The sequence below is a fragment of the Klebsiella huaxiensis genome, from assembly GCF_003261575.2.
GTDB classification, from domain to species: domain Bacteria; phylum Pseudomonadota; class Gammaproteobacteria; order Enterobacterales; family Enterobacteriaceae; genus Klebsiella; species Klebsiella huaxiensis.
In genome coordinates this window covers 2732116-2756455 of record NZ_CP036175.1, presented here as the reverse complement: position 1 = coordinate 2756455, position 24340 = coordinate 2732116, and the positions used below count along the sequence as shown (strand labels likewise).

Below are 24340 nucleotides of genomic sequence, written 5' to 3'. Positions count from 1 at the left end.
ACCCGCTTAACGATGCTGGTCAAGGGCGATAATCGAAATATGGTGCGATAATCGAACATCGTATATCTTTAGCGAAAGAATGTGATCGATGGCAAATACGGAGACGAAAATGGAGAAACATCCAGACGATTTACTGACGGGCGATAGCGATCCGTTTAAGGGCGATCCGAACTTTATGGCTTCGTTGGCGCGCGGGCTGGAAGTGATTCAGGCCTTCACCCCACAGCGCCCACTGCTGTCCATCTCGCAAATCAGCCAGAAGACCGGTATTCCGCGTGCGGCGGTGCGTCGCTGCCTGTATACCCTGAGCAAATTAGGCTTTGTTTACGCCGAGGATGGCAAAAATTTCCAGCTGCGCCCGAGGATTCTGGCTCTGGGGCACGCCTGGCTGGCCTCCACGCCGCTGGCGCGATCCGCGCAGCCGGTACTGAAGCATTTAAGCGAAATGCTTAATGAGTCCTGCTCTATCGCGACACTTGATGGCGACGACATTCTCTATATTGCCCGCGCTTCCAGTTCACGAATTATGACCATCGATTTGGATATTGGCAGCCGCTTGCCCGCCTGGGCGACCTCGATGGGACGGGTGCTGTTGAGTCATCAACCGGAAGAGAAGCTCAACGATATGCTAGGCCGGGTAACGATGATTCGCTATACCCCGCAAACCGTCGATTCGGTAGCGAAACTGCGTGCTGAACTTAAACGCGTTCATCAACAAGGCTACGCGCTTAACGATCAGGAGCTGGAAATGGGGCTACGCTCGCTGGCGGTGCCACTGTTTAACCCGCAGGGGCAAATTCAGGCGGCGCTTAACGTCGGCGTTCATGCCGGGCAGGTTTCAACGCGTGAGATGCTGGAAAGAGTTTTGCCCGAGCTGCAAAAAGCGGCCCGGGAGCTGACGTTACTGATGCGCTAGCGGCTGCGTTTAGCGTGGCGCTCCCAGTTTTCCTGTTTTGCCTCGGCAGATTTGCGCAGAGCGACGTAGCACGCGCCGCTGCCGCCGTGGTGCCCTAACGCGGTACAAAAGGCCTGAACCTCCGGCAGTTCCACCAGCCAGCGCGCCAGGTAACTACGAATGATATTGGCGTGAGCATTATCATCGCGCCCTTTGCCATGAACGATCAGCAAATTGCGCAGCCCCTCCTTCTGCGCCTGAATCACAAAGGCGAACAGCAGTTGTCGGCACTGTTCAACCGGCTGACGCAGTAGATTCAGGCTCGCCTGCTGGCTGTATTTGCCGCGTCGCAGTTTATCCAGCACCCCGGATTGCAGCCCTTCGCGCTTAAACTCCAGCGCGGTGGCTAGCGGCACAATATCGAGATAGCCGGTGGTGAGACAGTTATCAAGCTGCAGGGTGTCTACCCGTTGTACGGGGCGAGCGTTACGCTCGGGATGCCAGTGAACGTCGTTATTGCGCTTCAGAGGCTGTACGTCCTCCATAGCGCCAAGAAATAGGGATTTGTCGTCAAGATTCATGCGCGTTCCTCCAGCTACTACCGGGGATTACTATAGCGGCGACGCACTGCGCCCTCAATCCGTTTACGTTGTTTTACCGCCAGAGATGTTTATCTTTTGGAGGTATAGTTGCCCGCGCGGGCCACGTGGTATCTTGTTGGCCTCATACAAGGGAAGAGGAATAACGATGCTGACGCTGCTGCAGGACAAAATCGATACCCCAATGGGGCCGCTGTGGATTATTTGCGACGAGCAATATCAACTACGCGCCGTGGAGTGGGAAGAGCATAGCGATCGCATGGAGCAACTGCTGGATCTGCACTATCGCCGCGAAGGTTACCAGTGCGTTGCCGCCGCAAATCCGGGTGATTTAAGCCGTAAGCTCGCCGACTATTTTGCAGGCGATTTGAGCATTATCGACACCCTTCCTACCGCTACCGCAGGCACGCCGTTTCAACGCGAAGTCTGGAAAGCGCTGCGCACCATACCCTGCGGTCAGGTCATGCACTACGGCCAGCTCGCGGAAACGCTGGGCCGGCCTGGCGCTGCGCGCGCGGTCGGTGCCGCGAACGGATCTAACCCAGTCAGTATTGTGGTGCCCTGCCATCGCGTTATCGGGCGCAACGGCACCATGACCGGATACGCTGGCGGCGTACAACGAAAAGAGTGGTTATTGCGCCACGAGGGGTATTTGCTTCTTTGACCGTATGTGCCTTTTCTGGAATCTTCCGGGAATTTTACAATCCCATACGTTCCGACAACTCATTCGTAATCAAGCAGATAAGAGGGATAATTGATTTACCCTCTTAATATTACGTGTTTCAGAGGTTCGAGGCTTACCTGCTCACCAAAAAGATGTTAAAATTGACCAATATCAATTAAACGCCTGAGCAGACTTATGATCCCGGAAAAGCGAATTATACGACGCATTCAGTCTGGCGGTTGTGCAATCCATTGCCAGGATTGCAGCATCAGCCAGCTTTGCATCCCTTTTACTCTGAACGAGCATGAGCTTGATCAGCTTGATAACATCATCGAGCGGAAAAAGCCTATCCAGAAAGGACAGACCTTGTTCAAAGCCGGTGATGAGCTGAAATCGCTGTATGCAATTCGTTCTGGCACAATCAAGAGTTACACCATCACTGAACAGGGTGATGAGCAAATTACCGGTTTTCACCTGGCGGGCGATCTGGTGGGTTTTGACGCCATCGGCACCGGCCACCACCCGAGCTTTGCTCAGGCGCTGGAAACCTCAATGGTCTGCGAAATTCCTTTCGAAACCCTGGACGATCTTTCCGGCAAAATGCCGAATCTGCGCCAGCAGATGATGCGTCTGATGAGCGGCGAAATCAAAGGCGATCAGGACATGATCCTGTTGCTTTCCAAAAAGAACGCAGAAGAGCGCCTGGCGGCCTTTATCTATAATCTCTCCCGTCGCTTCGCTCAACGTGGTTTCTCCCCGCGTGAGTTCCGTCTGACCATGACCCGTGGCGATATCGGTAACTATCTGGGTCTGACGGTGGAAACCATTAGCCGCCTGCTGGGGCGTTTCCAGAAAAGCGGTATGCTGGCGGTCAAAGGCAAATATATCACCATCGAAAATAGCGACCTGCTGGCACAACTTGCCGGTCAGGCCCGCAACGTCGCCTGATAACTCTTCTGTTACTGGGCCAGATTGCGAATTTTTTTCTAATTTGTTGATCTGGCCAGGCACATCCCCTGTTTCATTTCATCCATATAGGTTATCTTTTTAATTACGAACTGTGGTTACAGTTGTAAGGAGACCCTGTATGGCAAAGTATCAGAACATGCTGGTAGTAATTGACCCCAATCAGGACGACCAGCCTGCATTGCGGCGTGCGGTGTATCTGCACCAAAGGATTGGTGGACGCATCAAAGCCTTTTTGCCGATCTATGATTTTTCCTATGAGATGACCACCCTGCTGTCCCCTGATGAACGCACGGCCATGCGCCAGGGCGTTATCAGCCAGCGTAGCGCCTGGATCCGCGAGCAGGCCAAATTTTATATTGATTCCGGTGTTCCCATCGACATCAAAGTGGTGTGGCACAACCGTCCCTTTGAGGCCATTATTCAGGAAATCATCAGCGATAAGCATGATTTAGTCCTGAAGATGGCGCACCAGCACGACCGGCTGGAAGCGGTCATTTTCACCCCGACAGACTGGCATCTGCTGCGCAAATGTCCATGTCCGGTGTGGATGGTCAAAGATCAGCCATGGCCGGAAGGCGGTAAAGCGCTGGTGGCGGTCAACCTCGCCAGCGAAGAGAATTACCACAACGCGCTCAATGAGAAGCTGGTAAGAGAAACGATTGAACTGGCGGAACAGGTTAACCATACCGAGGTCCATCTGGTGGGTGCTTATCCGGTAACGCCAATCAATATCGCGATTGAACTGCCTGATTTTGACCCCAGTATCTATAACGACGCCATTCGCGGTCAGCATCTGCTGGCGATGAAAGCGTTACGCCAGAAATTCAGCATTGATGAAAGCCGTACCCACGTTGAGAAAGGTCTACCTGAAGAGGTGATTCCCGACCTGTCTGAACATCTGCAGGCGGGGATTGTGGTGCTGGGTACCATCGGGCGTACCGGGTTATCGGCGGCCTTCCTCGGCAATACAGCCGAACAGGTTATCGATCACCTGCGCTGCGACCTGTTGGCATTGAAACCGGATCAGTACCAGACGCCGGTTGAACTGGATGACGACGAAGACGATTAGCCAGCGCTTAAATAGACTGTAATAAAAACTATCCCCTGCCTGCGCGGGGGATTTTTTATGTTCAAGACAAAAATAAAGGGCCCTTTATGGCCCCTGTCATCAACAGCAAATGTCGGTAACGAAACGTTAGTGGATACCTAAACGCCAGGCGTGATCGATCTCTTCTTTAAGCTCCATGGATGAGAGCGCCATTAAGTCGGCAAACTCCAGCTCCAGCAGTTTTAGCTTTTTCAGGTACTGCGCAGGGGTTAAAACGGCGGGGTCACGACGCAGAAATTCGATGGCCAATTGCGTGGGGGTTAACTCGGTATCCATAATATCCTCAGTTTGGTGGGAAAACGAGCTGAGTATAACACTGCAGACTGACTATTTTATGAGCAATTAATGGCTTCGTCATGCATATGAAAAAGCCGTCTCAGAAGAGACGGCTTAAGAAGTAAACGTTTTAAATTAAACGCTTTACATTACAAAGATTTGAGAATTGCATCGACGCTGGCTTTGGCATCACCAAACAGCATGTGGGTGTTTTCTTTAAAGAATAGCGGGTTCTGTACGCCAGCGTAGCCGGTGTTCATCGAACGTTTAAAGACAATCACATTCTGCGCTTTCCACACTTCCAGCACCGGCATACCGGCGATCGGGCTGTTTGGATCGTCCAGCGCGGCCGGGTTAACGGTGTCGTTCGCGCCGATAACCAGCACGGTGTCGGTATCGGAGAAGTCATCATTGATTTCATCCATCTCCAGCACCACGTCGTAAGGCACTTTCGCTTCAGCCAGCAGCACGTTCATGTGACCTGGCAAACGCCCGGCAACCGGGTGAATACCAAAGCGCACTTTGATACCGCGCGCGCGCAGTCTCTCAGTGATTTCCGCTACCGGATACTGTGCCTGCGCTACCGCCATGCCGTAGCCTGGGGTGATGATCACCGAGTGCGACTCTTTCAGCATTTCTGCCGTTTCTTCAGCACTGATTTCGCGATGTTCGCCCACTTCTTCATCACCACTGGCAGCCGTACCATCGGTACCGAAACCACCTGCGATCACGCTGAAGAACGAACGGTTCATCGCCTTACACATGATGTAAGACAGAATCGCACCGGAAGAACCGACCAGCGCACCGGTTACAATCAGCAGGTCGTTGCTGAGCATAAAGCCCGCCGCCGCTGCCGCCCAACCGGAGTAGGAGTTCAGCATTGAAACCACGACCGGCATATCCGCACCGCCGATAGAGGCCACCAGGTGCCAGCCAAATGCCAGCGCGATAACGGTCATCACCAGCAGGCACAGAACCTGCATGCCTACGCTGTCGGTACGAACAAACACCACCAGAAGCAGGAAAGAAACCACCAGCGCCGCCAGGTTCAGCTTGTGGCGATTCGGCAGCATCAGCGGTTTGGAGGACATCTTGCCGCACAGTTTGCCGAACGCGACAACGGAACCGGTAAAGGTCACCGCACCGATGAAGATGCCGAGGAACACTTCGGTCAGATGAATATTGACCAGAATTTGTTCCATGCCGGTTTCATGCTGCAGGTAGCTGTTAAAGCCTACCAGCACCGCCGCCAGACCTACGAAGCTGTGCAGAATCGCTACCAGCTCCGGCATTTCGGTCATTTCAACTTTCTTCGCCAGACGAATACCAATGGCGCCACCGATAACCATCGCCAGCAGGATCCACGCGACGTTGCTGCTGTCCGGCCCCAAAATGGTCGCCACCAGCGCAATCGCCATCCCGGCAACACCGTAGTAGTTGCCCTGCTGAGAGGTTTCGTGTTTAGACAGGCCTGCCAGGCTAAAAATAAACAGGATCGCGGCAACAATGTATGCAGCTGTAACTAATCCACCAGACATTTGTTACCCCTTATCCTTTGCGGAACATTTTCAGCATGCGCTGAGTGACGGTGAAACCACCAAAAATATTAATGCTGGCGATCAGCACCGCGATAAAGCTCAGGAAGCTAACCCAGCCGCCGTGGCCTATCTGTAGTAATGCTCCGACGACGATGATGCCTGAAATAGCATTTGTCACCGACATCAGCGGCGTGTGCAGCGCATGAGAAACGTTCCACACGACGTAGTAACCCACCACGCAGGAGAGCGCAAAAACGGTAAAGTGGCCCAGGAACTCTTTCGGCGCCACGCTTGCCAGCCAGCCAAAAAGGATAATCGCCAGCGCCATCAGCGCGTACTTGCGCAACGGTGAGCTCGGTTTCGCCTCAGCTTTTGGTGCTTCAACCTTCTTCGCTGCCGCCTGCGGTTGAGCAGAAACCTGAATGGGCGGTGCGGGCCAGGTGACTTCACCCTCGCGAACCACGGTAACGCCGCGGATAACGACATCATCAAAATCGATAACGACATTGCCGTCTTTCTCTTTACAGAGCAGTTTGAGCAGGTTGACGAGGTTGGTGCCGTACAGCTGTGAGGACTGAGTCGGTAAACGGCCCGGCAGGTCGGTATAGCCGATGATCTTCACGCCGTTAGCGGTCGTTACCACTTGACCCGATACGGTGTATTCACAGTTTCCGCCGTTTTGCGACGCCAAATCGACCACCACGCTGCCAGGTTTCATGGAGTCAACCATTTCGCGGGTAATCAGCTTCGGTGCGGGTTTGCCCGGAATCAGCGCCGTGGTCACGATGATATCAACGTCTTTCGCCTGGGCGGCAAACAACGCCATCTCGGCTTTGATAAAGGCTTCAGACATGACTTTGGCATAGCCATCGCCGCTGCCCGCTTCCTCTTTAAAATCCAGTTCCAGGAACTCGGCGCCCATACTCTGCACCTGTTCTTTAACTTCCGGACGGGTATCGAACGCGCGGACGATCGCGCCGAGACTGTTTGCAGCACCAATGGCCGCCAGGCCCGCAACCCCTGCCCCGATAACCATCACCTTGGCGGGAGGAACTTTACCGGCGGCGGTGATCTGCCCGGTAAAGAAGCGACCAAACTGGTGAGCGGCTTCGACAATCGCACGATAACCGGCGATGTTAGCCATTGAACTTAACGCATCCAGCGACTGGGCGCGGGAAATACGCGGCACCGAGTCCATTGCCATCACGTTAATGTTACGCGCCGCCAGTTTTTCCATCAGCTGCGGGTTTTGCGCAGGCCAGATGAAACTGATCAGCGTCGTGCCGGGGTTAAGCAACGGGATCTCATCGTCATCCGGCGCGTTAACTTTCAGAATGACGTCTGACTGCCACACGTCATTACCACTAACAATCTCTGCCCCGGCCTCAACAAAAGCCTCGTCGTCGAAACTGGCCAGTTTACCGGCGCCGCTTTCTACCGCGACGTTAAACCCGAGTTTCAGCAGTTGCTCCACCGTTTTCGGCGTGGCGGCTGCCCGGGTTTCCTGGGCTAGTCTCTCTTTTGGTACACCAATACGCATAGTTTTCCCTTCCATCGGTTTTTGATGATGGTTTACTTTTCTCACAAACGACCGTCCGGTGGCGAAAGAAAGCGCGACCTGACATATGTCTGAAAAAATGAAACAGTAACAAACTTTTTATAACCTACTGAAAATACCGATTGTGATCTACAGCGATAAAACAGAAATTTTGATTTTATTGGTAAAACTCACGGCTAACCGTGTCAGGCAGCAATATTTACCTCATTTTCACGCCAACACCTGATAATTCGCCTGGATGATGGGTTAATTCGCCATTTATTACCATCCTGAACATCACATTAACATTACGTTAACTTATGAAAGTGATATGGATTATCGATTTTGCTGGTCAAGCGGCTGTTTTTTCCACATATCGAAAAATGTTATATTTCTGCACTATACGTTTCGGGCGACAACTGAAAATTGACGCAGACAGTCACTTACGATAAATGCAATAATCAAACGTTTTCAGTCAACAACAATACCAGTACATGGTTTGCGCAAGGCAAAGGATTATTTTTATGAAGCTTAAGAACTCACTCCTGGCGTCTGCTCTTCTGGCTACGACCGCGTTGTCTGCGCATGCAGCGACCGAGCTGACTCCAGAGCAGGCGGCAGCGCTGAAGCCCTACGACCGCGTAGTGGTCACAGGCCGTTTTAACGCCATCGGCGACGCGGTGCAGGCCGTTTCCCGTAAAGCGGACAAAGAAGGCGCAGCTTCCTTTTATGTTGTCGACACGTCTGATTTCGGCAGCGGCGGCAATTTGCGCGTAACGGCAGATTTCTATAAAGAAAACGCCCCGCAGGCCGACGCGCCAAAAAATCGCATTATCAACGGCGTTATGGAATTGCCTAAAGACCAGGCCGTTGAGCTGGAACCGTTTGATACCGTCACCGTCCAGGGCTTCTACCGCAGCCAGCCGGAAGTCAACGACGCTATCACCAAAGCGGCGAAAGCCAAAGGCGCAGCCTCATTCTTTATCGTGCGCCAGGTTGATGCTAACCAGGGCGGCAACCAGCGCATTACCGCTTACGTCTATAAAGCGGATGCGAAAAAACGCGTCCTGCAAAGCCCGGACGCGATCCCGGCTGATTCAGAAGCCGGTCGCGCAGCGCTGGCCGAAGGCGGCGACGCGGCCAAAAAAGTTGAAATTCCAGGCGTTGCTACCACCGCAGCCGTGGGTTCAGGTACTGGCGTAGGTCGCTTCTTTGAAACGCAATCCTCTAAAGGCGGGCGTTACACTGTCACGCTGCCGGATGGCACTAAAGTTGAAGAAGTGAACAAAATCACCGCCGCACAGATGGTTCCTTATGACAGCATCAAGTTCACCGGCAACTACGGTAACATGACTGAAATCTCTTACCAGACGGCAAAACGCGCAGCGAAGAAAGGCGCGAAGTACTATCACATAACCCGTCAGTGGCAGGAACGTGGTGGCAACATCACCATCAGCGCCGACCTGTACAAATAACAGTTCCCCAACTGAATAAAAAGGCGACACTTTGTCGCCTTTTTGCTTTTTTTCATTTCTCTCCATTGCATGCATACAAAACACTCCGTAAAATCCCGCGCCTTAGCGCAATCCTCCATTTTTATGCGATTTCGCAAAATAAATATTCTTAGCTTTATGGTTATCACCTCGGGAATGCAATGGATAAGAAACTGGGCCTTAGCGCCCTGACCGCGTTGGTACTCAGCTCGATGCTGGGTGCAGGTGTATTCAGTTTGCCGCAGAACATGGCGGCCGTCGCCAGCCCTTCCGCTCTGCTTATCGGCTGGGCGATTACCGGTGTGGGAATTCTATTTCTTGCCTTCGCCATGTTGCTGCTGACCCGAATTCGCCCCGAACTCGACGGCGGCATTTTTACCTACGCTCGCGAAGGTTTTGGTGAGCTAATTGGCTTCTGTTCTGCATGGGGCTACTGGCTGTGCGCGGTTATCGCTAATGTCTCCTATCTGGTTATCGTTTTCTCAGCGCTGAGTTTCTTTACCGATACTCCGGAACTGCGCCTGTTTGGCGATGGCAACACCTGGCAGTCTATCGTGGGGGCTTCCGTACTGCTGTGGGTGGTACATTTCCTCGTCCTGCGCGGGGTGCAGACGGCAGCGGGTATCAACCTGGCCGCAACACTCGCTAAGCTATTGCCGTTGGGCGCGTTTGTCGCGTTGGCCGCCATCGCGTTTCGCCTGGAGACTTTCCGGCTCGATTTTAGCGGTCTGGCGCTAGGTGTACCGGTGTGGGAGCAGGTGAAAAACACCATGCTGATCACCTTGTGGGTGTTTATCGGCGTTGAAGGCGCGGTAGTGGTTTCCGCCCGCGCTCGCAATAAACAGGACGTAGGACGCGCCACGCTGCTGGCGGTGCTGTCAGCACTGGCAGTGTATTTGCTGGTGACGCTGCTCTCTTTGGGCGTGGTTCCGCGCGCTGAACTGGCGGAAATTCGTAATCCCTCAATGGCCGGGCTGATGGTCAGAATGATGGGGTCATGGGGCGAGATTGTTATCGCCGCGGGACTGATTATCTCGGTTTGCGGGGCGTATCTGAGCTGGACAATAATGGCCGCGGAAGTCCCTTTTCTGGCGGCAACACATAAAGCGTTTCCGCGCCTCTTCGCCCGGCAGAATAAAAATAACGCACCGTCGGCTTCGTTGTGGCTCACCAATATTAGCGTGCAGGTTTCACTGGTGTTGATCTGGCTCACCGGATCGGATTACAACACGCTACTGACTATCGCTTCCGAGATGATTCTGGTCCCCTATTTTCTCGTTGGCGCGTTTCTGCTGAAGATTGCGGTCCGCCCGCTGCATAAGGCTGTGGGTGTCGGAGCCTGCATTTATGGCTTATGGTTATTATATGCGTCCGGCCCTGTGCATTTGCTGATGTCGGTGATACTTTACGCCCCGGGTCTTCTGGTTTTCCTGTATGCCCGTCGTACACACCAGCACGATCGCTCGCTCAAACGCCGTGAATTGGCATTAATTGGTTTTTTGCTGGTTGCCGCCGTACCGGCAACGTGGATGCTGGTGGGGTAAGCGGTTGCCCTGCCGCTGAACTCAAAGGAGATACCCATGGCTGAAATCCAGCCTCGCCCGATTCTGATTACAGGCGGAGGTCGTCGTATTGGCCTCGCCCTGGCCCACCATTTTTTGACACAACAACAGCCCGTTATCATCAGCTACCGCACGTACTATCCGGCTATCGATGCTCTGCGTGAAGCCGGGGTCATCTGTTTGCATGCGGATTTCAGTACCGACGAAAACATTCTAGCTTTCGCTGAAGAGGTGAAAGCGCACGCCAGCAGCGGTCTGCGAGCCATCATTCATAACGCCAGCGGCTGGATGGCGGAAAAGCCGGGAATTGCGTTAACCACGGTGCTTGCCAGCATGATGCAAATTCACGTCAACGCGCCCTACCTGCTTAACCATGCGCTGGAAAGCCTGCTGAGCGGTCACGGCCATGCTGCCAGCGATATTATTCACATCACCGATTACGTCGTGGAACGCGGCAGCGATAAACATATTGCCTACGCCGCCAGTAAGGCCGCGCTGGATAATATGAGCCGCTCGTTTGCCCGCAAGCTGGCACCGGAAATTAAAGTCAACGCCATTGCCCCATCGCTTATCCTGTTTAATGAAGGCGACGATGCAGAGTACCGTCGACAGGCGCTGGACAAATCGCTGATGAAAATTGCCCCGGGCGAAAAAGAGATTATCGACCTTATCGAATATCTATTCAGTAGTAGCTATGTGACTGGCCGCTCATTCGCCGTCGACGGCGGCCGTCATCTGCGTTAGTGAAAGCGGCTCCAGCCGATAATTAACAGCCACGCGCAAAGACTCCAGCACACGACAGCGCCTGCCAGAGCAAACGGCAGGCGCATCACCCCGGTGAAATACCACAGCGAAAGCAGATAGATAAAGTACGGAATGATTGACCACATGCCGAACACAATGGTAGTCCGCAGCGCTTCAATGCCCCGTTCGCTGGCGACGATATAGTGTGCAATCAGCGCGAAGGTAGGAAAGAGTGGAATTAACCCGGCGATATAGTAATTTTTCGTTTTGGACAGTACGCCGATCAGGACAACCACCAGCGCCCCGAGCAGCGCTTTAATCAACAACCCCATTCCTTTTGCCTTAACATTTAAACAACAAGTACCCGCAGCATAACGGAAGAACATTTGTTTATAAAAGAGTAATGGCAGGTAAATTAATCGCAGTGTATGTTAGCCCTTTTACATATACGCATAAAATATGAATAAAATCGTTTATGTTGAGGATGAGCCGGAAGTTGGTGCGCTCATCGCCGCTTATCTGGGAAAACACGATATGGATGTCATCGTGGAGCCGCGTGGAGACCGGGCGGAAGAAGTCATCGCTCGAGAAAAGCCGGATCTGGTGCTGCTGGATATCATGTTACCCGGTAAAGACGGCATGACGCTGTGCCGGGATTTACGCGGCCAGTGGCAGGGCCCAATCGTGCTGCTAACCTCTCTTGACAGCGATATGAACCATATTTTATCGCTCGAAATGGGTGCCAGCGATTATATTCTGAAAACCACTCCACCCGCCGTACTGTTGGCTCGTTTGCGCCTGCATCTGCGTCAGCACATCACTACGCCAGCAAGCGGAGTGCCTCCTTCGCTCACACCGCATAAAGCCATCACGTTTGGGTCCCTGAGCATCGACCCGGTCAATCGCCAGGTGATGCTCAGCGGCGAAAGCATCGCACTGTCCACAGCAGACTTCGATCTACTGTGGGAGCTGGCAACCCATGCCGGACAAATTATGGACCGCGACGCTCTGCTGAAAAACCTGCGCGGCGTGACCTACGACGGAATGGACCGCAGCGTTGATGTCGCTATCTCGCGGTTGCGCAAAAAACTACTCGATAACGCGACAGAACCGTATCGCATCAAGACGGTGCGCAATAAAGGCTATCTGTTCGCCCCGCACGCCTGGGATAATTAATTTACGGGTCTGGCTATGAAGAAGCTGTTTGTGCAGTTTTACCTGCTGCTGTTCGTCTGTTTCCTGGTGATGACCATGATGGTCGGTCTGGTGTATAAATTCACCGCCGAGCGCGCAGGCCGTCAGTCGCTGGACGACCTGATGAAAAGCTCGCTGTATCTGATGCGTAGCGAACTGCGGGAGATCCCGCCCCGCGACTGGAGTAAAACCCTCAAAGAACTGGACCTGAATCTTTCCTTCGACCTGCATATCGAACCGATCAGCAAATTTAAGCTCTCGGAAAATTCGATGCAGCATCTGCGCGCCGGGGATATTGTTGCCCTTGACGATCAGTACACCTTTATTCAGCGAATTCCGCGCAGCCACTATGTCCTTTCTGTTGGCCCGGTGCCCTATCTCTATTTTCTTCACGAGATGCGGCTACTGGATATCGCGCTGATGGCTTTTATCGCTATCTCATTGGCCTTCCCGGTCTTTATTTGGATGCGCCCCCACTGGCAGGACATGCTGCGTATCGAGACCGCTGCCCAGCGCTTTGGTGAAGGACATCTGACCGAGCGGATTCATTTTGACAGCATGTCCAGCTTTGAGCGTCTGGGCGTGGCGTTTAACCAGATGGCCGATAACATTAATGCGCTCATTGCCAGCAAGAAACAGCTGATCGACGGTATCGCTCATGAACTGCGCACACCGCTGGTTCGTCTGCGCTATCGCCTGGAGATGAGCGAGAATCTGACTGAAGCGGAATCGCTGGCGCTAAATCGCGATATTGGCCAACTGGAAGCCTTGATTGAGGAGCTGTTGACCTACGCCCGTCTTGACCGCCCGCAAAACGAACTGAAGCTCACCACCCCCAACTTCCCGGCGTGGATCAGCGCTCACATTGAAGACATTCAGATGGTTAACCCACAGCGCGAGGTGACGCTGAGCAAGGTCATCCCCGGAAATTATGGCGCGCTGGATATGCGCCTGATGGAACGCGTGCTGGATAATCTGGTCAACAATGCCCTGCGCTACAGTCACCAGCGGATTCAAGTGAGCCTAACGCTAGAAGGCTCGCGTGCGACGTTGTGGGTAGAAGACGATGGGCCGGGAATTGCGCCAGATGAAAGGGAGCGGGTTTTTGAGCCATTTGTCCGCCTCGACCCCAGCCGTGACCGCGCCACCGGCGGCTGCGGTCTCGGCCTGGCTATCGTGCACAGTATCGCCCAGGCGATGGCCGGAGAGGTTCATTGCGGCGCCAGTCCATTGGGCGGGGCAAGTTTCTGTTTTAGCTGGCCTATCTACCACCAGTTGCCTGATTTTACCTCTACCTGATTAGCCCTTGCGCAGATGCCGAGGCCTGCGTATAGTTAAAAAAACATATAGTATGTTGTAACTAAGGTGGAAAATATGGCTAGCTATGACCTTGTTGACCGTTTGAATGACACCTTTCGTCAGTTGGAGCGAGAACTCCTGGCACTGCGGCAGTCCTTGAGTGCTTGCCGCCTGCTGGCTGCCCGGGTATTTGAGTTACCGCCGGTGAGCAAAAATGCCGAACACCAGCCGCTGGACGCGATCAATGTGGTTCAACATACCGGCAAAACTGCGCTGGAGATGGCGCTCAGCCACTATAGCCACCTGTTTATCCAGCAGCAGTCGGAAAGTCGCAGCAGTAAGGCTGCCGTGCGTTTGCCAGGGGCGATTTGTCTGCAGACTGATATCGGCGAGCAGGCCGAATTATTGCGCCAAATCGCCCATATCAATGCCCTCAAAGCAACCTTCGAGAAGATAGTCACCATTGATTCAGGACTCCCCAGCGCCGCGCGCTTCGAGTGGGTCCACCGCCATCTTCCAGGCCTGATTACCCTCAGCGCCTACCGCACGCTGACACCATTGCGTGATCCGAGCACCATCCGTTTCGGCTGGGCTAATAAGCATGTGATTAAAAACCTGACCCGCGATCAGGTGCTGGTGCAACTGGAGAAAAGCCTGCAATCGCCGCGCGCGGTTCCACCATGGACTCGCGAACAGTGGCAAAGCAAGCTGGAACGGGAGTATCAGGATATTGCCGCCCTGCCGCAGCGGGCAAAACTTAAGATCAAACGGCCGGTGAAGGTGCAGCCCATCGCCCGGGTCTGGTATACCGGGGAGCAAAAGCAGGTGCAATACGCCTGCCCCGGTCCGCTGATTACGCTGATATCCGGCACCAAAGGCGTGAGCGTGCCGGACCTGGGGGAATTGCTGAACTATGATGCCGATAACGTGCAGTACCGCTATAAACCGCAGGCACAGTCGCTCAGGTTATTGATCCCGAGGCTGCACCTGTGGCTGGCTAGCGAGTAGCCATGCTGCCGACCATTTCTTCAGGGCGCACCCAGCTATCGAACTCAGCTTCCGTCAGGTAGCCGAGCGCCAGCGCGGAAGCTTTCAGGGTGAGCCCCTCTTTATGCGCTTTTTTAGCGATTTCCGCCGCCTTGTCATAGCCGATATGGGTGTTGAGCGCTGTCACCAGCATCAGCGACTCATTGAGTAACTGACTGATGCGCTCGCGCTCAGGCTCGATCCCTACCGCACAGTGTTCATTAAAACTCTCTATGCCGTCGGCCAGCAGGCGCACGGATTGCAGGAAGTTGTGGACAACCATCGGGCGATAAACGTTAAGCTCGAAGTTACCCGACGCGCCGCCGATATTCACCGCCACATCGTTACCCATCACCTGACAGCACAGCATGGTCAGGGCTTCGCACTGAGTCGGGTTGACCTTACCTGGCATAATCGACGATCCCGGTTCATTTTCCGGAATGGAGATTTCCCCAATTCCGCAGCGAGGACCGGATGCCAGCCAACGCACATCGTTGGCGATTTTCATCAGCGAGGCGGCCAAACCTTTTAGCGCCCCATGAGCATGCACCAGCGCATCAACGGTCGCCAGCGCTTCAAATTTATTCGGCGCGGTAACAAACGGTTGACCGCTGATGCTCGCCAACTCCGCCGCGACCCGCACCGCATATTCCGGATGCGTGTTCAGACCTGTCCCGACCGCAGTCCCGCCCAGCGCCAGTTCCGCAAGATGCGGCAGGCCGTAGTCGATGTGTTTGAGGCTGTGTTCAAGCATCGCGACCCAGCCTGAAATCTCCTGGCCAAGGGTCAGCGGCGTGGCGTCCTGTAGATGAGTACGGCCAATTTTGACGATATCGTTGAAGGCAACGGATTTATCGTGGAGGGTCTTTTTCAGCACATTAAGCTGGGGGATCAGCTTTACGCGTAGGGCAATAACCGCCGCCACGTGCATCGCCGTCGGGAAAACGTCGTTGGAACTTTGGCTTTTATTGACGTCATCGTTAGGGTGAACTTTACGCTCCATCCCTCGCACGCCGCCAAGCAGTTCACTGGCACGGTTAGCCAGCACCTCGTTCATATTCATATTACTCTGGGTACCGGAACCGGTTTGCCAGATGGCTAGCGGAAACTCGTCGGGATGCTTACCCGCCAGCACTTCATCAGCGGCCCGAATAATGGCATCAGCTTTCTCTGCCGCCAGCAGGCCGAGGTCGTGGTTCACTTTCGCCGCCGCGCGCTTGGTCAGCGCCAGCGCATAGATAAGCTCGCCTGGCATTTTTTCCGTCGAGATGCGGAAATGTTCCAGCGAGCGCTGGGTTTGCGCGCCCCATAGTTTTTCTGCGGGCACGTCAATCGCGCCCATTGAGTCTTTTTCATTGCGATGCGTTGTCATTACTTTCTCCTTGAATTCAAAGTGTGTAATAGCGACAAAGCTCTCTTGCTTAAAGCGTTAAGTATTGGTCAGATTTATAAGTTGTTTTAGTGGAATGTGCCGCTAAACGGCATAAAAAAACCGCCCCGAGGGGCGGCTGAGATCATTTCACACAGCGAGTGCATTGCGAACTCTGGATCTGCTGGAAGAAGTCATTGCCTTTGTCATCTACCAGAATAAACGCCGGGAAGTCTTCAACTTCAATTTTCCAGATAGCTTCCATCCCCAGTTCCGGGTAGGCCACGCACTCCAGGCTACGGATGCTCTGCTGCGCGAGCACCGCCGCCGGGCCGCCGATGCTGCCGAGATAGAAACCGCCGTGCTTATGGCAGGCGTCGGTGACCTGCTGGCTACGGTTACCTTTCGCCAGCATGATCTTGCTTGCACCGTGCGCTTGCAGCAAGTCAACGTAAGAGTCCATGCGGCCAGCGGTGGTTGGTCCAAGGGAACCGGAAGCGTAGCCGTCCGGGGTTTTCGCCGGGCCCGCGTAGTAAATCGGATGATCTTTCACGTACTGCGGCAGCTCATCGCCGTTATCGATAATCTCTTTCAGCTTCGCGTGGGCGATATCGCGCGCCACGATAATGGTACCGCTCAGCGACAGGCGGGTCGACACCGGATACTGCGACAGTAGCGCCAGTATGTCGCTCATCGGCTGGTTAAGGTTGACCTTAACCGCTTCGCCCTCACCGGCCTGACGCAGATGCTCCGGAATATATTTACCCGGATTGCTCTCCAGTTTCTCCAGCCAGATCCCTTCGCGGTTGATCTTCGCTTTGATATTGCGATCTGCCGAGCAGGAAACCCCCATACCCACCGGGCAGGATGCACCGTGGCGCGGCAGACGTACGACGCGAATATCGTGAGCGAAGTATTTACCGCCGAACTGCGCGCCGAGGCCGAGGTTCTGCGCTTCCAGCAGCAGTTCTTGCTCCAGTTGAATATCACGGAAGGCCTGACCATGCTCGTTACCTTCGGTTGGCAGACCATCATAGTACTTGGTTGAGGCCAGCTTAACGGTTTTCAGCGTGGATTCCGCTGACGTCCCGCCAATGACAAAGGCAATATGGTACGGTGGACAGGCAGCGGTTCCCAGGGTACGCATCTTCTCGACGAGATAGTTTTTCAACTTCGCCGGGGTGATCAGCGCCTTGGTTTCCTGATACAGATAGGTTTTGTTCGCCGAGCCGCCACCCTTTGCTATGCAGAGGAATTTATACTCCTCACCATCAGTGGCGTAGAGGTCAATTTGCGCAGGCAGGTTGGTGCCGGTGTTCACTTCTTTATACATATCCAGCGCGGCGTTCTGCGAATAACGCAGGTTATCCTGGATATAGGTGTTATAGACCCCCTGCGCCAGCGCCGCTTCATCGCCGCCGCCGGTCCACACGCGCTGGCCTTTTTTGCCGGTGATGATCGCGGTGCCGGTATCCTGGCAGGTCGGCAGCACGCCTTTAGCGGCGATATCAGAGTTACGCAGGAACTGTAGCGCCACGTACTTATCGTTTTCGCTGGCTTCAGGATCGTTGAGGATATCGGCAACCTGCTGCTGGTGCGCCGGGCGAAGCATAAAGGAGGCGTCGTGGAAAGCGTGTTGTGCCAGTAAAGTTAGCGCCTGAGGTTCAACTTTCAGAACTTCCTGGCCGGCGAATTCGGCGACGGAGACGTAATCACTGCTGAGGAGGTAATACTCGGTATCGTCCTTTTTCAGTGGAAAAGGATCCTGATATACAAACGGTTTATTCGACATTGTGCTCTCACTTACTGCTTGGCTGATTATATTTCAGGCAGACACTCCATTTGCCCGTAGAAAAGCGAGTCGATCGATTTTACACAATTTTTTAACAAAAACTGAGACCAGGACGACTTTTTCTTCGCGCCGGTTGCTTATCGGGCGTTTGCTGGTTTAATAGAGCCATTACTATTCAGTGGAAACAGGGATTGAGAATGCAAAAGCTCATCAACTCAGTGCAAAACTACGCCTGGGGAAGTCATACCGCCTTAACCGAACTTTATGGGATCGCCAACCCGAACAACCTGCCGATGGCAGAACTGTGGATGGGTGCGCATCCGAAGAGCAGCTCGCAGATTCTGGATAACGCTGGTACTCCGCGCTCGCTGCGTGAAGTGATTGAAGGCGATAAAACCGCCCTGCTCGGCGCGAAAGTGGCAGAGCGTTTCGGCGAGCTACCGTTCCTGTTTAAAGTCTTGTGTGCCGCACAACCGCTATCTATTCAGGTTCATCCGAACAAACAAGCCTCCGAAATTGGTTTCGCCAAAGAGAACGCTGCCGGGATCCCGCTTGATGCCGCCGAGCGTAACTATAAAGATCCAAACCACAAGCCGGAGCTGGTTTTTGCCCTGACGCCGTTCCTCGCCATGAACGCCTTCCGCGAATTTGCCGATATCGTCAACCTGTTGCAGCCGGTAGCCGATGCCCATCCAGCCATTGCCCAATTTCTTGCGCAGCCGGACGGCGAACATCTGAGCCAGCTGTTTGCCAGCCTGCTGAATATGAAGGGCGAAGAAAAAGCCCATGCGTTGAAAGTGCTGCAGAAGGCGCTGGATAGTGAGCAGGGTGAACCATGGCAGACTATCCGCCTGATCGCCGAATTTTATCCTGACGATAGCGGTCTCTTCTCTCCGCTGCTGCTCAACGTAGTGAAGCTGAACCCAGGCGAGGCGATGTTCCTGTTTGCGGAAACTCCGCACGCTTACCTGCAGGGCGTGGCGCTGGAGGTGATGGCTAACTCGGACAACGTTCTGCGCGCGGGCCTGACGCCAAAGTACATTGATATTCCAGAGCTGGTCGCTAACGTTAAATTTACAGCCAAACCTGCGGGTGAGCTGCTGACTCAGCCAGTGACCCACGGCGCGGAGCTGGATTTCCCGATCCCGGTCGACGATTTCGCCTTCTCTCTGCACGACCTGTCTGCGCAGGCCTCAACCATCGCCCAGGATAGCGCGGCGATTCTGTTCTGCGTTGAGGGTGAAGCAGTTATCACTAAAGGCGAGCAGCGCCTGACGCTGACCGCGGGTGAATCGGCGTTTGTCGCCTGTAACGAATCGCCAGTACAGGTTAGCGGCACCGGTCGCGTAGCGCGCGTGTTCAATAAGCTCTAGTAAGTTACTGAACTTTTTAGCCACAGTTGCTAGACTTTCACCCATCATGACAACACAACCAGGCGGCCCGATCCGCCTGGTTTCATTTATGGACAAATGCTATGAAAAAATCGCTGATCGCAGCAGGAGTTATCATCGCGTTGGGCGTCGTCTGGACCGGCGGCTCCTGGTACACCGGAAAGCAATTGGAGAGCCGTATTGCCGATATGGTGCAACAGGCCAATGCTCGGTTACAAAGCAGCGCACCGCAGGCGGGCGTTGAGCTAACGTATCAGGACTACCAGCGCGGTCTGTTCAGCAGCCATTTACAGCTGGTGGTTAAACCGATTGCCGGTAAAGAGACCCGCTGGCTTGCTGCCGGACAATCGTTGGTCTTTGACGAAGTCGTCGATCACGGCCCCTTCCCGCTGGCCTCACTGAAAACCTTTAACCTTGCGCCATCAATGGCCTCCGTCAAAACTACATTAGTCAATAACGACGCCAGCAAGGCGCTGTTCGATATCGCGAAAGGCGAAACACCGTTCACCATTGATACCCGCATCGCCTATAGCGGCGACAATCAATCCGCCATCGTGCTCAAACCACTTGATTACGCCAAAGGTGATGAAAAAGTGACCTTCAGCGGCGGCCAGTTCCAGCTGGATGCTGACCGTGAGGGGAAAACCCTGAACCTTACCGGCGAAGCTGGCAGCGGGCAGATTAATGCAGTAAACGAGTATAATCAGAAGGTCCAGCTTACCTTCAATAATCTGAAAACCGATGGCTCCACCGAAATGGCCAGCTTCAACGAGCGTATTGGCAAGCAGGCCATCTCGCTGGAAAAACTGTCGATTGGCGTTGAAGGCAAAGAGCTGGCGCGGTTCGAAGGGATGAAAATCGACGGTAACTCTACGCTCACCGCCGACGGTAAAGGCATTAATAGCCAGCTGGATTACACCGTCAACAGTCTGAAGCTGCAAAATCAGGATATTGGTAGCGGCAGGCTGACCCTGAAGCTGGATAATATTGATGGCCAGGCTTTCCACGAGTTTAGCCAAAAATATAACTCGCAAGCGCAGGCGCTGATGGCGGATCCGCAGCTGGCGCAGAATCCCGAGCTGTATCAGCAGGCGATAATGCAAACCTTCTTTAGCTCGCTGCCAATTATGCTCAAAGGCAACCCATCCCTGACCATTTCGCCACTGAGCTGGCGTAATGCGAAAGGCGAAACCACCTTTAATCTTTCCGTTCTGCTGAAAGATCCGTCGCTGGTTACCACACCGCCGCAAACCCTGGCGGATGAAGTTGATCGTAGCGTCAAATCTCTCGACGGCAAGCTGGTGATCCCGGTCGATATGGCAACCGCCTTTATGACCCAAATTGCCGGGCTTGAAGGCTATCAGCCCGCAGACGCCGCCAAACTGGCTGACCAACAGGTGAAAGGCCTGGCGGCGATGGGCCAGATGTTCCGCATCACCACCATGGAAGATAACGCCATCACCTCCAGCCTGCAGTACGCTGACGGTCAGGTCACGCTCAACGGGCAGAAAATGCCGCTGGATGAGTTTGCCAGCATGTTTGGTTTAGAGCTTCCTTCTGTGTCGGAACCGGCACCGCAAGAAACCCTGCCGCAAGAAACCACTCCGCAAGAGGTGGTTCCACCCGAAGCCCCGCAGCAGTAAACAACAAATAGCCCCTTACGAGGGGCTATTTCACATTACTGGCACTGTCACATTTGAGAAATCCGTCACCTGCATCACCGGTAAATCAGCGTAAAATGCTGCAGCGATTCCGTCAGCTCTGAAAGCGAATCCAGAGGACTATTTGATGAATGCCGTTGAGGCTTAAGTTCTGCTCCCCCTTCGTTACCGAAGGGAGACTCTGATTAAGGAAGTTCAGATGTTTGATTTTTCAACGCCGGTTGACCGTCACGGCACCTGGTGTACGCAATGGGATTACGTTGCCGACCGCTTCGGTACCGCGGACTTGCTACCATTTACTATCTCGGATATGGATTTTGCCACCGCCCCCTGCATTCTGGATGCCGTCAGCAAGCGTCTGGCGCACGGCGTTTTTGGCTATAGCCGCTGGAAAAATGATGAATTCCTTAACGCGGTGAGCCACTGGTTCGCCAGCCGTTTTCATAGTCCAATCAACCGCGGAGCCATTGTTTACGGGCCATCGGTTATCTATATGGTCGCGGAGATGATTCGCCAATGGTCCGAGCCTGGCGATGGTATCGTGGTGCATACGCCAGCTTATGACGCGTTTTATAAGACTATTGAAGGCAACCAGCGGCGCATTGCCCCAGCTCCGCTAAAACTCGACAACGGCCAATGGCGTTGTGATATGGTCGAATTTGAGCAGATACTGGCTCAACCACGTAATACAGTCCTGCTGCTGTGCAGTCCCCAAAACCCAACCGGCAAAGTCTGGACCCGCGAAGAGCTGGAAACCATGGCGCAACTGTGCGAAAAGCATGGCGTGAAGGTGATCAGCGACGAGATCCATATGGATATGGTGTGGGCTGAACATCAACATACCCCATGGTGCGATGTCGCTCGCGGCCCGTGGGCGCTGTTCACTTCCGGATCAAAAAGCTTCAATATTCCGGCTTTTACCGGTGCATACGGGTTAATTGACGATAGCACCACACGTGATAGCTATTTACAGGCGCTCAAGAACCGCGACGGTCTCTCTTCACCTTCCGTTCCGGCGCTAATCGCCCATGTTGCCGCCTATCGTGAAGGGGCAGCCTGGCTTGACGCTCTGCGCAAGTATCTACAAGAAAACCTACGCTACATCGCCCATGAACTCAATCTCGCTTTCCCCGAGCTAAGCTGGCAGCCACCGCAGGCAACCTATCTGGCGTGGATTGACCTGCGTCCGCTGGGCGTTGATGATCAGGCTTTGCAAAAAGCGTTAATTGAAGAGCAGAAAGTGGCCATTATGCCTGGCTACACTTACGGTGATGAAGGAAAGGGTTTTGTCCGCCTGAACGCGGGTTGCCCGCACGAGAAGCTAGAAAAAGGCGTTCAGGGGCTGATTGCCGCCCTGCGCTCGCTGCGCTGACCGCTCCTCAAACTGCGAAAACGGTAGCGGTCAACCCGCTACCGCTGTCGTTAAAGTTCGTCCCACCGCCGAAAAGCCAAATATCCGGCTCCAATTGTAAATACGCCGACAATCACCACCAGCCAAATAAAACCGTGATGGTTGGTCGATAGCGGTATTCCACCGACGTTCATACCAAAAAAGCCAGCGACGATATTAATTGGCAACGCGAGCACGGTAATCACCGTCAGGGTGTAGAGCGTACGGTTGCTTTGTTCGAGCTGTCTGGCACTGATTTCCTCCTGAAGCAAGCTGATGCGCTCAATCAATCCAGAAAGATCGTTCAGCACCACGGTAAACTCTTCGGTGAACTGGCGAAATTCCTGCACCACCGAGCGGTCGATCCACGCCGGAGGACGGTTAAGTAAACGGAACATCGCCGCCGGTTCTGGCGCTAACAGACGCTGAAAGCGCAGCAGCATTCGCCGCAGACGCGCCAGATCGGCGCGATTACGCTGGACATGATTACTTAGCAAGCGCTCTTCAATCACATCCACGTGCTGGCTGGCCTGGCGAACCACCTGCTCGAGAACTTCTTCTTGCTCTTCCAGCAAAAAAGCCAGCAGCTCGGTCGATGAATTCACTTTGAGGGTTTGCAGGCGCGGGAGCATCCATTCAATAAAGCGGAGCGGCTTATAGCGGGCGGTCACCACCAGCTTCTGGCTGCAATATAACCACAGCGTCGAGGTTTCCGAACCAGTATCCTTGGGGTGAAAAATGACATCGTTCAAAACGGCATACAAATTTTCGCCCTGCCGTTCAATCCGCGTGGTGTGGGAACCGCCACGGATCTCTTCAAAGAAAAAGTCCGCCACGGCAAACTGGCTTTTGAGCCACTTCTCAGCGGTTGCATGATTGAGATTCAGATGCAGCCAGACAAAATCATTTTCCTTATCCAGTTGTTGATATTGAGTGCAAACCTCATTTGAGGTGATCCGCAGGGGTAAACTCCCTTCACGAAAGACATATCCGTGCACTAAACCGGACACTTCCATATCAAAATCAGGCTTTAACATCTTACTGGTGACGTCTTGACTCATATATCCCTCAGGATCCTCAGTGAGCGCTAATTAAGAGCCTATCCCAGTAGGCGCCATTGTTGTAGCCAGTTTGGACACCGACTGCACGGAACAACCGGAGCGTACACGTAGTACGTGAGGATGATTCGCTACACTCACCCTTCGGGCCGCCCTGAAGGGCTCTCAAAACGCTGTGAGTTTTGGGTGAGCACTGCCCAGGGCCAAAATGGCAAATAAAATAGCCTAATGGGACAGGCTCTAAGCCCGAAGGAGCTCATATTTCGCTATTATCGCGCATCTGACAAGCGTAATAATTCATCCATATAACGGTAACCTGAATGAAATACTTCTTTATTGTTCAGCGCCATACCTTCTATGAATAATCAGGCTCTAAATTTAACCATTCCGCCCTATTATATTCTTAGCGAAAACCGTTCATTATTTTGACAAAACTCAAAAAAAAATCTTCCCCGGAGGTGTATTAAAATGCCGTTTTAACCATCCCGTCAAAATAGACTTAAACAGGAGGAAACCATGAAAACTTACGATCGTAACCGTAACGCTATCTCGACAGGCAGCATGGTTATGGTAGCCGACAATGGCGCGACGGGCGTTATTAAGGCCATTCACGGGAGCGGCAAAACGGCAGAGCAGCTCCGCCGCTCAGATTGCGTGGAAATTGAAGGCCGTGAGGGATTATATTGTCCGCTGGGTCTCGTTCGCCTCGGATTCAATTAATATAAGAATAAGCTGACAATCCATCATCACCTCGATATAGCAGTGGATAGCCGCT

The 24340-nt window shown here is 53.6% G+C and carries 22 protein-coding genes; 14 read left to right on the top strand and 8 right to left on the bottom strand.

Features of this window, described 5'->3' with window-relative positions:
* The first annotated feature begins 109 nt into the window (after window positions 1-109).
* Entirely contained in the window at window positions 110-916 is an 807-nt protein-coding gene (locus DA718_RS13255; protein WP_110274033.1) for an IclR family transcriptional regulator domain-containing protein, read from the top strand.
* Here the strand turns inward: DA718_RS13255 and smrA are convergent.
* A complete protein-coding gene (smrA, locus tag DA718_RS13250; RefSeq protein ID WP_112214360.1) occupies window positions 913-1476 on the bottom strand; it encodes a DNA endonuclease SmrA in 564 nt (187 codons plus the stop codon). The genes DA718_RS13255 and smrA overlap by 4 nt on opposite strands.
* 166 nt (window positions 1477-1642) lie before the next feature.
* On the opposite strand from smrA, the gene ogt reads away from it, so the two are divergent.
* The 3 genes from ogt (at window position 1643) to uspE (ending at window position 4196) form a co-directional block, all read left to right on the top strand.
* Window positions 1643-2158 carry a methylated-DNA--[protein]-cysteine S-methyltransferase gene (gene ogt / locus DA718_RS13245; RefSeq protein WP_112214361.1) on the top strand — a complete coding sequence of 172 codons (516 nt, stop codon included), beginning with the start codon at window positions 1643-1645 and terminating at the stop codon, window positions 2156-2158.
* 195 nt (window positions 2159-2353) lie between these two features.
* The gene (fnr, locus tag DA718_RS13240) at window positions 2354-3106 is read left to right on the top strand and encodes a fumarate/nitrate reduction transcriptional regulator Fnr (protein ID WP_004102577.1); all 753 of its coding nucleotides are present in this window, start codon (window positions 2354-2356) and stop codon (window positions 3104-3106) included.
* Between the two features lie 139 nt (window positions 3107-3245).
* Entirely contained in the window at window positions 3246-4196 is a 951-nt protein-coding gene (gene uspE, locus DA718_RS13235; RefSeq protein ID WP_112214362.1) for a universal stress protein UspE, read from the top strand.
* A 126-nt stretch (window positions 4197-4322) separates the two neighbouring features.
* On the opposite strand, the gene DA718_RS13230 is transcribed toward uspE, so the two are convergent.
* From DA718_RS13230 to pntA, 3 genes are all read right to left on the bottom strand, one after another.
* A complete protein-coding gene (locus DA718_RS13230) occupies window positions 4323-4511 on the bottom strand; it encodes a YdiH family protein (RefSeq protein ID WP_112214363.1) in 189 nt (62 codons plus the stop codon).
* Between the two features lie 149 nt (window positions 4512-4660).
* Window positions 4661-6049, bottom strand: coding sequence for a Re/Si-specific NAD(P)(+) transhydrogenase subunit beta (pntB, locus tag DA718_RS13225; RefSeq protein WP_112214364.1), 1389 nt, complete (start codon window positions 6047-6049; stop codon window positions 4661-4663).
* 10 nt (window positions 6050-6059) lie between these two features.
* On the bottom strand, window positions 6060-7589 hold the full coding sequence (gene pntA, locus DA718_RS13220) for a Re/Si-specific NAD(P)(+) transhydrogenase subunit alpha (protein ID WP_112214365.1): 1530 nt from the start codon (window positions 7587-7589) through the stop codon (window positions 6060-6062).
* Window positions 7590-8110: 521 nt separating this feature from the next.
* Here pntA and ydgH point away from each other — a divergent pair.
* The 3 genes from ydgH to folM all read left to right on the top strand — a co-directional run bounded on the left by ydgH (window position 8111) and on the right by folM (window position 11385).
* The gene (gene ydgH / locus DA718_RS13210; RefSeq protein WP_112214366.1) at window positions 8111-9061 is read left to right on the top strand and encodes a DUF1471 family protein YdgH; all 951 of its coding nucleotides are present in this window, start codon (window positions 8111-8113) and stop codon (window positions 9059-9061) included.
* A gap of 179 nt (window positions 9062-9240) precedes the next feature.
* Entirely contained in the window at window positions 9241-10623 is a 1383-nt protein-coding gene (locus DA718_RS13200; protein WP_112214367.1) for an amino acid permease, read from the top strand.
* Between the two features lie 36 nt (window positions 10624-10659).
* Window positions 10660-11385, top strand: coding sequence for a dihydromonapterin reductase (folM, locus tag DA718_RS13195; RefSeq protein WP_112214368.1), 726 nt, complete (start codon window positions 10660-10662; stop codon window positions 11383-11385).
* Here folM and DA718_RS13190 read toward each other — a convergent pair.
* The gene (locus DA718_RS13190; protein ID WP_004119621.1) at window positions 11382-11717 is read right to left on the bottom strand and encodes a GlpM family protein; all 336 of its coding nucleotides are present in this window, start codon (window positions 11715-11717) and stop codon (window positions 11382-11384) included. The genes folM and DA718_RS13190 overlap by 4 nt on opposite strands.
* A 127-nt stretch (window positions 11718-11844) precedes the next feature.
* Here DA718_RS13190 and rstA point away from each other — a divergent pair, with 127 nt between their 5' ends.
* From rstA to tus, 3 genes are all read left to right on the top strand, one after another.
* Window positions 11845-12561: a two-component system response regulator RstA gene (gene rstA / locus DA718_RS13185; RefSeq protein ID WP_112214369.1), complete on the top strand. Its 717-nt coding sequence runs from the start codon at window positions 11845-11847 to the stop codon at window positions 12559-12561.
* Between the two features lie 15 nt (window positions 12562-12576).
* Complete coding sequence (rstB, locus tag DA718_RS13180; protein WP_112214370.1) at window positions 12577-13878, top strand: two-component system sensor histidine kinase RstB; 1302 nt, start codon at window positions 12577-12579, stop codon at window positions 13876-13878.
* Window positions 13879-13953: 75 nt separating this feature from the next.
* On the top strand, window positions 13954-14886 hold the full coding sequence (gene tus / locus DA718_RS13175; RefSeq protein WP_112214371.1) for a DNA replication terminus site-binding protein: 933 nt from the start codon (window positions 13954-13956) through the stop codon (window positions 14884-14886).
* On the opposite strand, the gene fumC is transcribed toward tus, so the two are convergent.
* The gene (gene fumC, locus DA718_RS13170; RefSeq protein WP_112214372.1) at window positions 14876-16276 is read right to left on the bottom strand and encodes a class II fumarate hydratase; all 1401 of its coding nucleotides are present in this window, start codon (window positions 16274-16276) and stop codon (window positions 14876-14878) included. The genes tus and fumC overlap by 11 nt on opposite strands.
* A gap of 142 nt (window positions 16277-16418) precedes the next feature.
* Window positions 16419-18065, bottom strand: a complete 1647-nt coding sequence (fumA, locus tag DA718_RS13165; protein WP_110274019.1) for a class I fumarate hydratase FumA — start codon at window positions 18063-18065, stop codon at window positions 16419-16421.
* Window positions 18066-18262: 197 nt separating this feature from the next.
* On the opposite strand from fumA, the gene manA reads away from it, so the two are divergent.
* From manA to DA718_RS13150, 3 genes are all read left to right on the top strand, one after another.
* On the top strand, window positions 18263-19438 hold the full coding sequence (gene manA / locus DA718_RS13160) for a mannose-6-phosphate isomerase (RefSeq protein ID WP_112214373.1): 1176 nt from the start codon (window positions 18263-18265) through the stop codon (window positions 19436-19438).
* 101 nt (window positions 19439-19539) lie between these two features.
* The gene (locus DA718_RS13155) at window positions 19540-21099 is read left to right on the top strand and encodes a YdgA family protein (RefSeq protein WP_112214374.1); all 1560 of its coding nucleotides are present in this window, start codon (window positions 19540-19542) and stop codon (window positions 21097-21099) included.
* A 217-nt stretch (window positions 21100-21316) separates the two neighbouring features.
* Window positions 21317-22489, top strand: a complete 1173-nt coding sequence (locus tag DA718_RS13150; RefSeq protein ID WP_112214375.1) for a MalY/PatB family protein — start codon at window positions 21317-21319, stop codon at window positions 22487-22489.
* Window positions 22490-22539: 50 nt separating this feature from the next.
* Here the strand turns inward: DA718_RS13150 and DA718_RS13145 are convergent, their stop codons facing one another.
* A complete protein-coding gene (locus DA718_RS13145; RefSeq protein WP_112214376.1) occupies window positions 22540-23568 on the bottom strand; it encodes a CorA family divalent cation transporter in 1029 nt (342 codons plus the stop codon).
* A gap of 513 nt (window positions 23569-24081) precedes the next feature.
* Between DA718_RS13145 and ydfZ the strand changes: the two genes are divergently transcribed.
* Window positions 24082-24285: a putative selenium delivery protein YdfZ gene (ydfZ, locus tag DA718_RS13140; protein WP_110274014.1), complete on the top strand. Its 204-nt coding sequence runs from the start codon at window positions 24082-24084 to the stop codon at window positions 24283-24285.
* The last annotated feature ends 55 nt before the right edge of the window (window positions 24286-24340 follow it).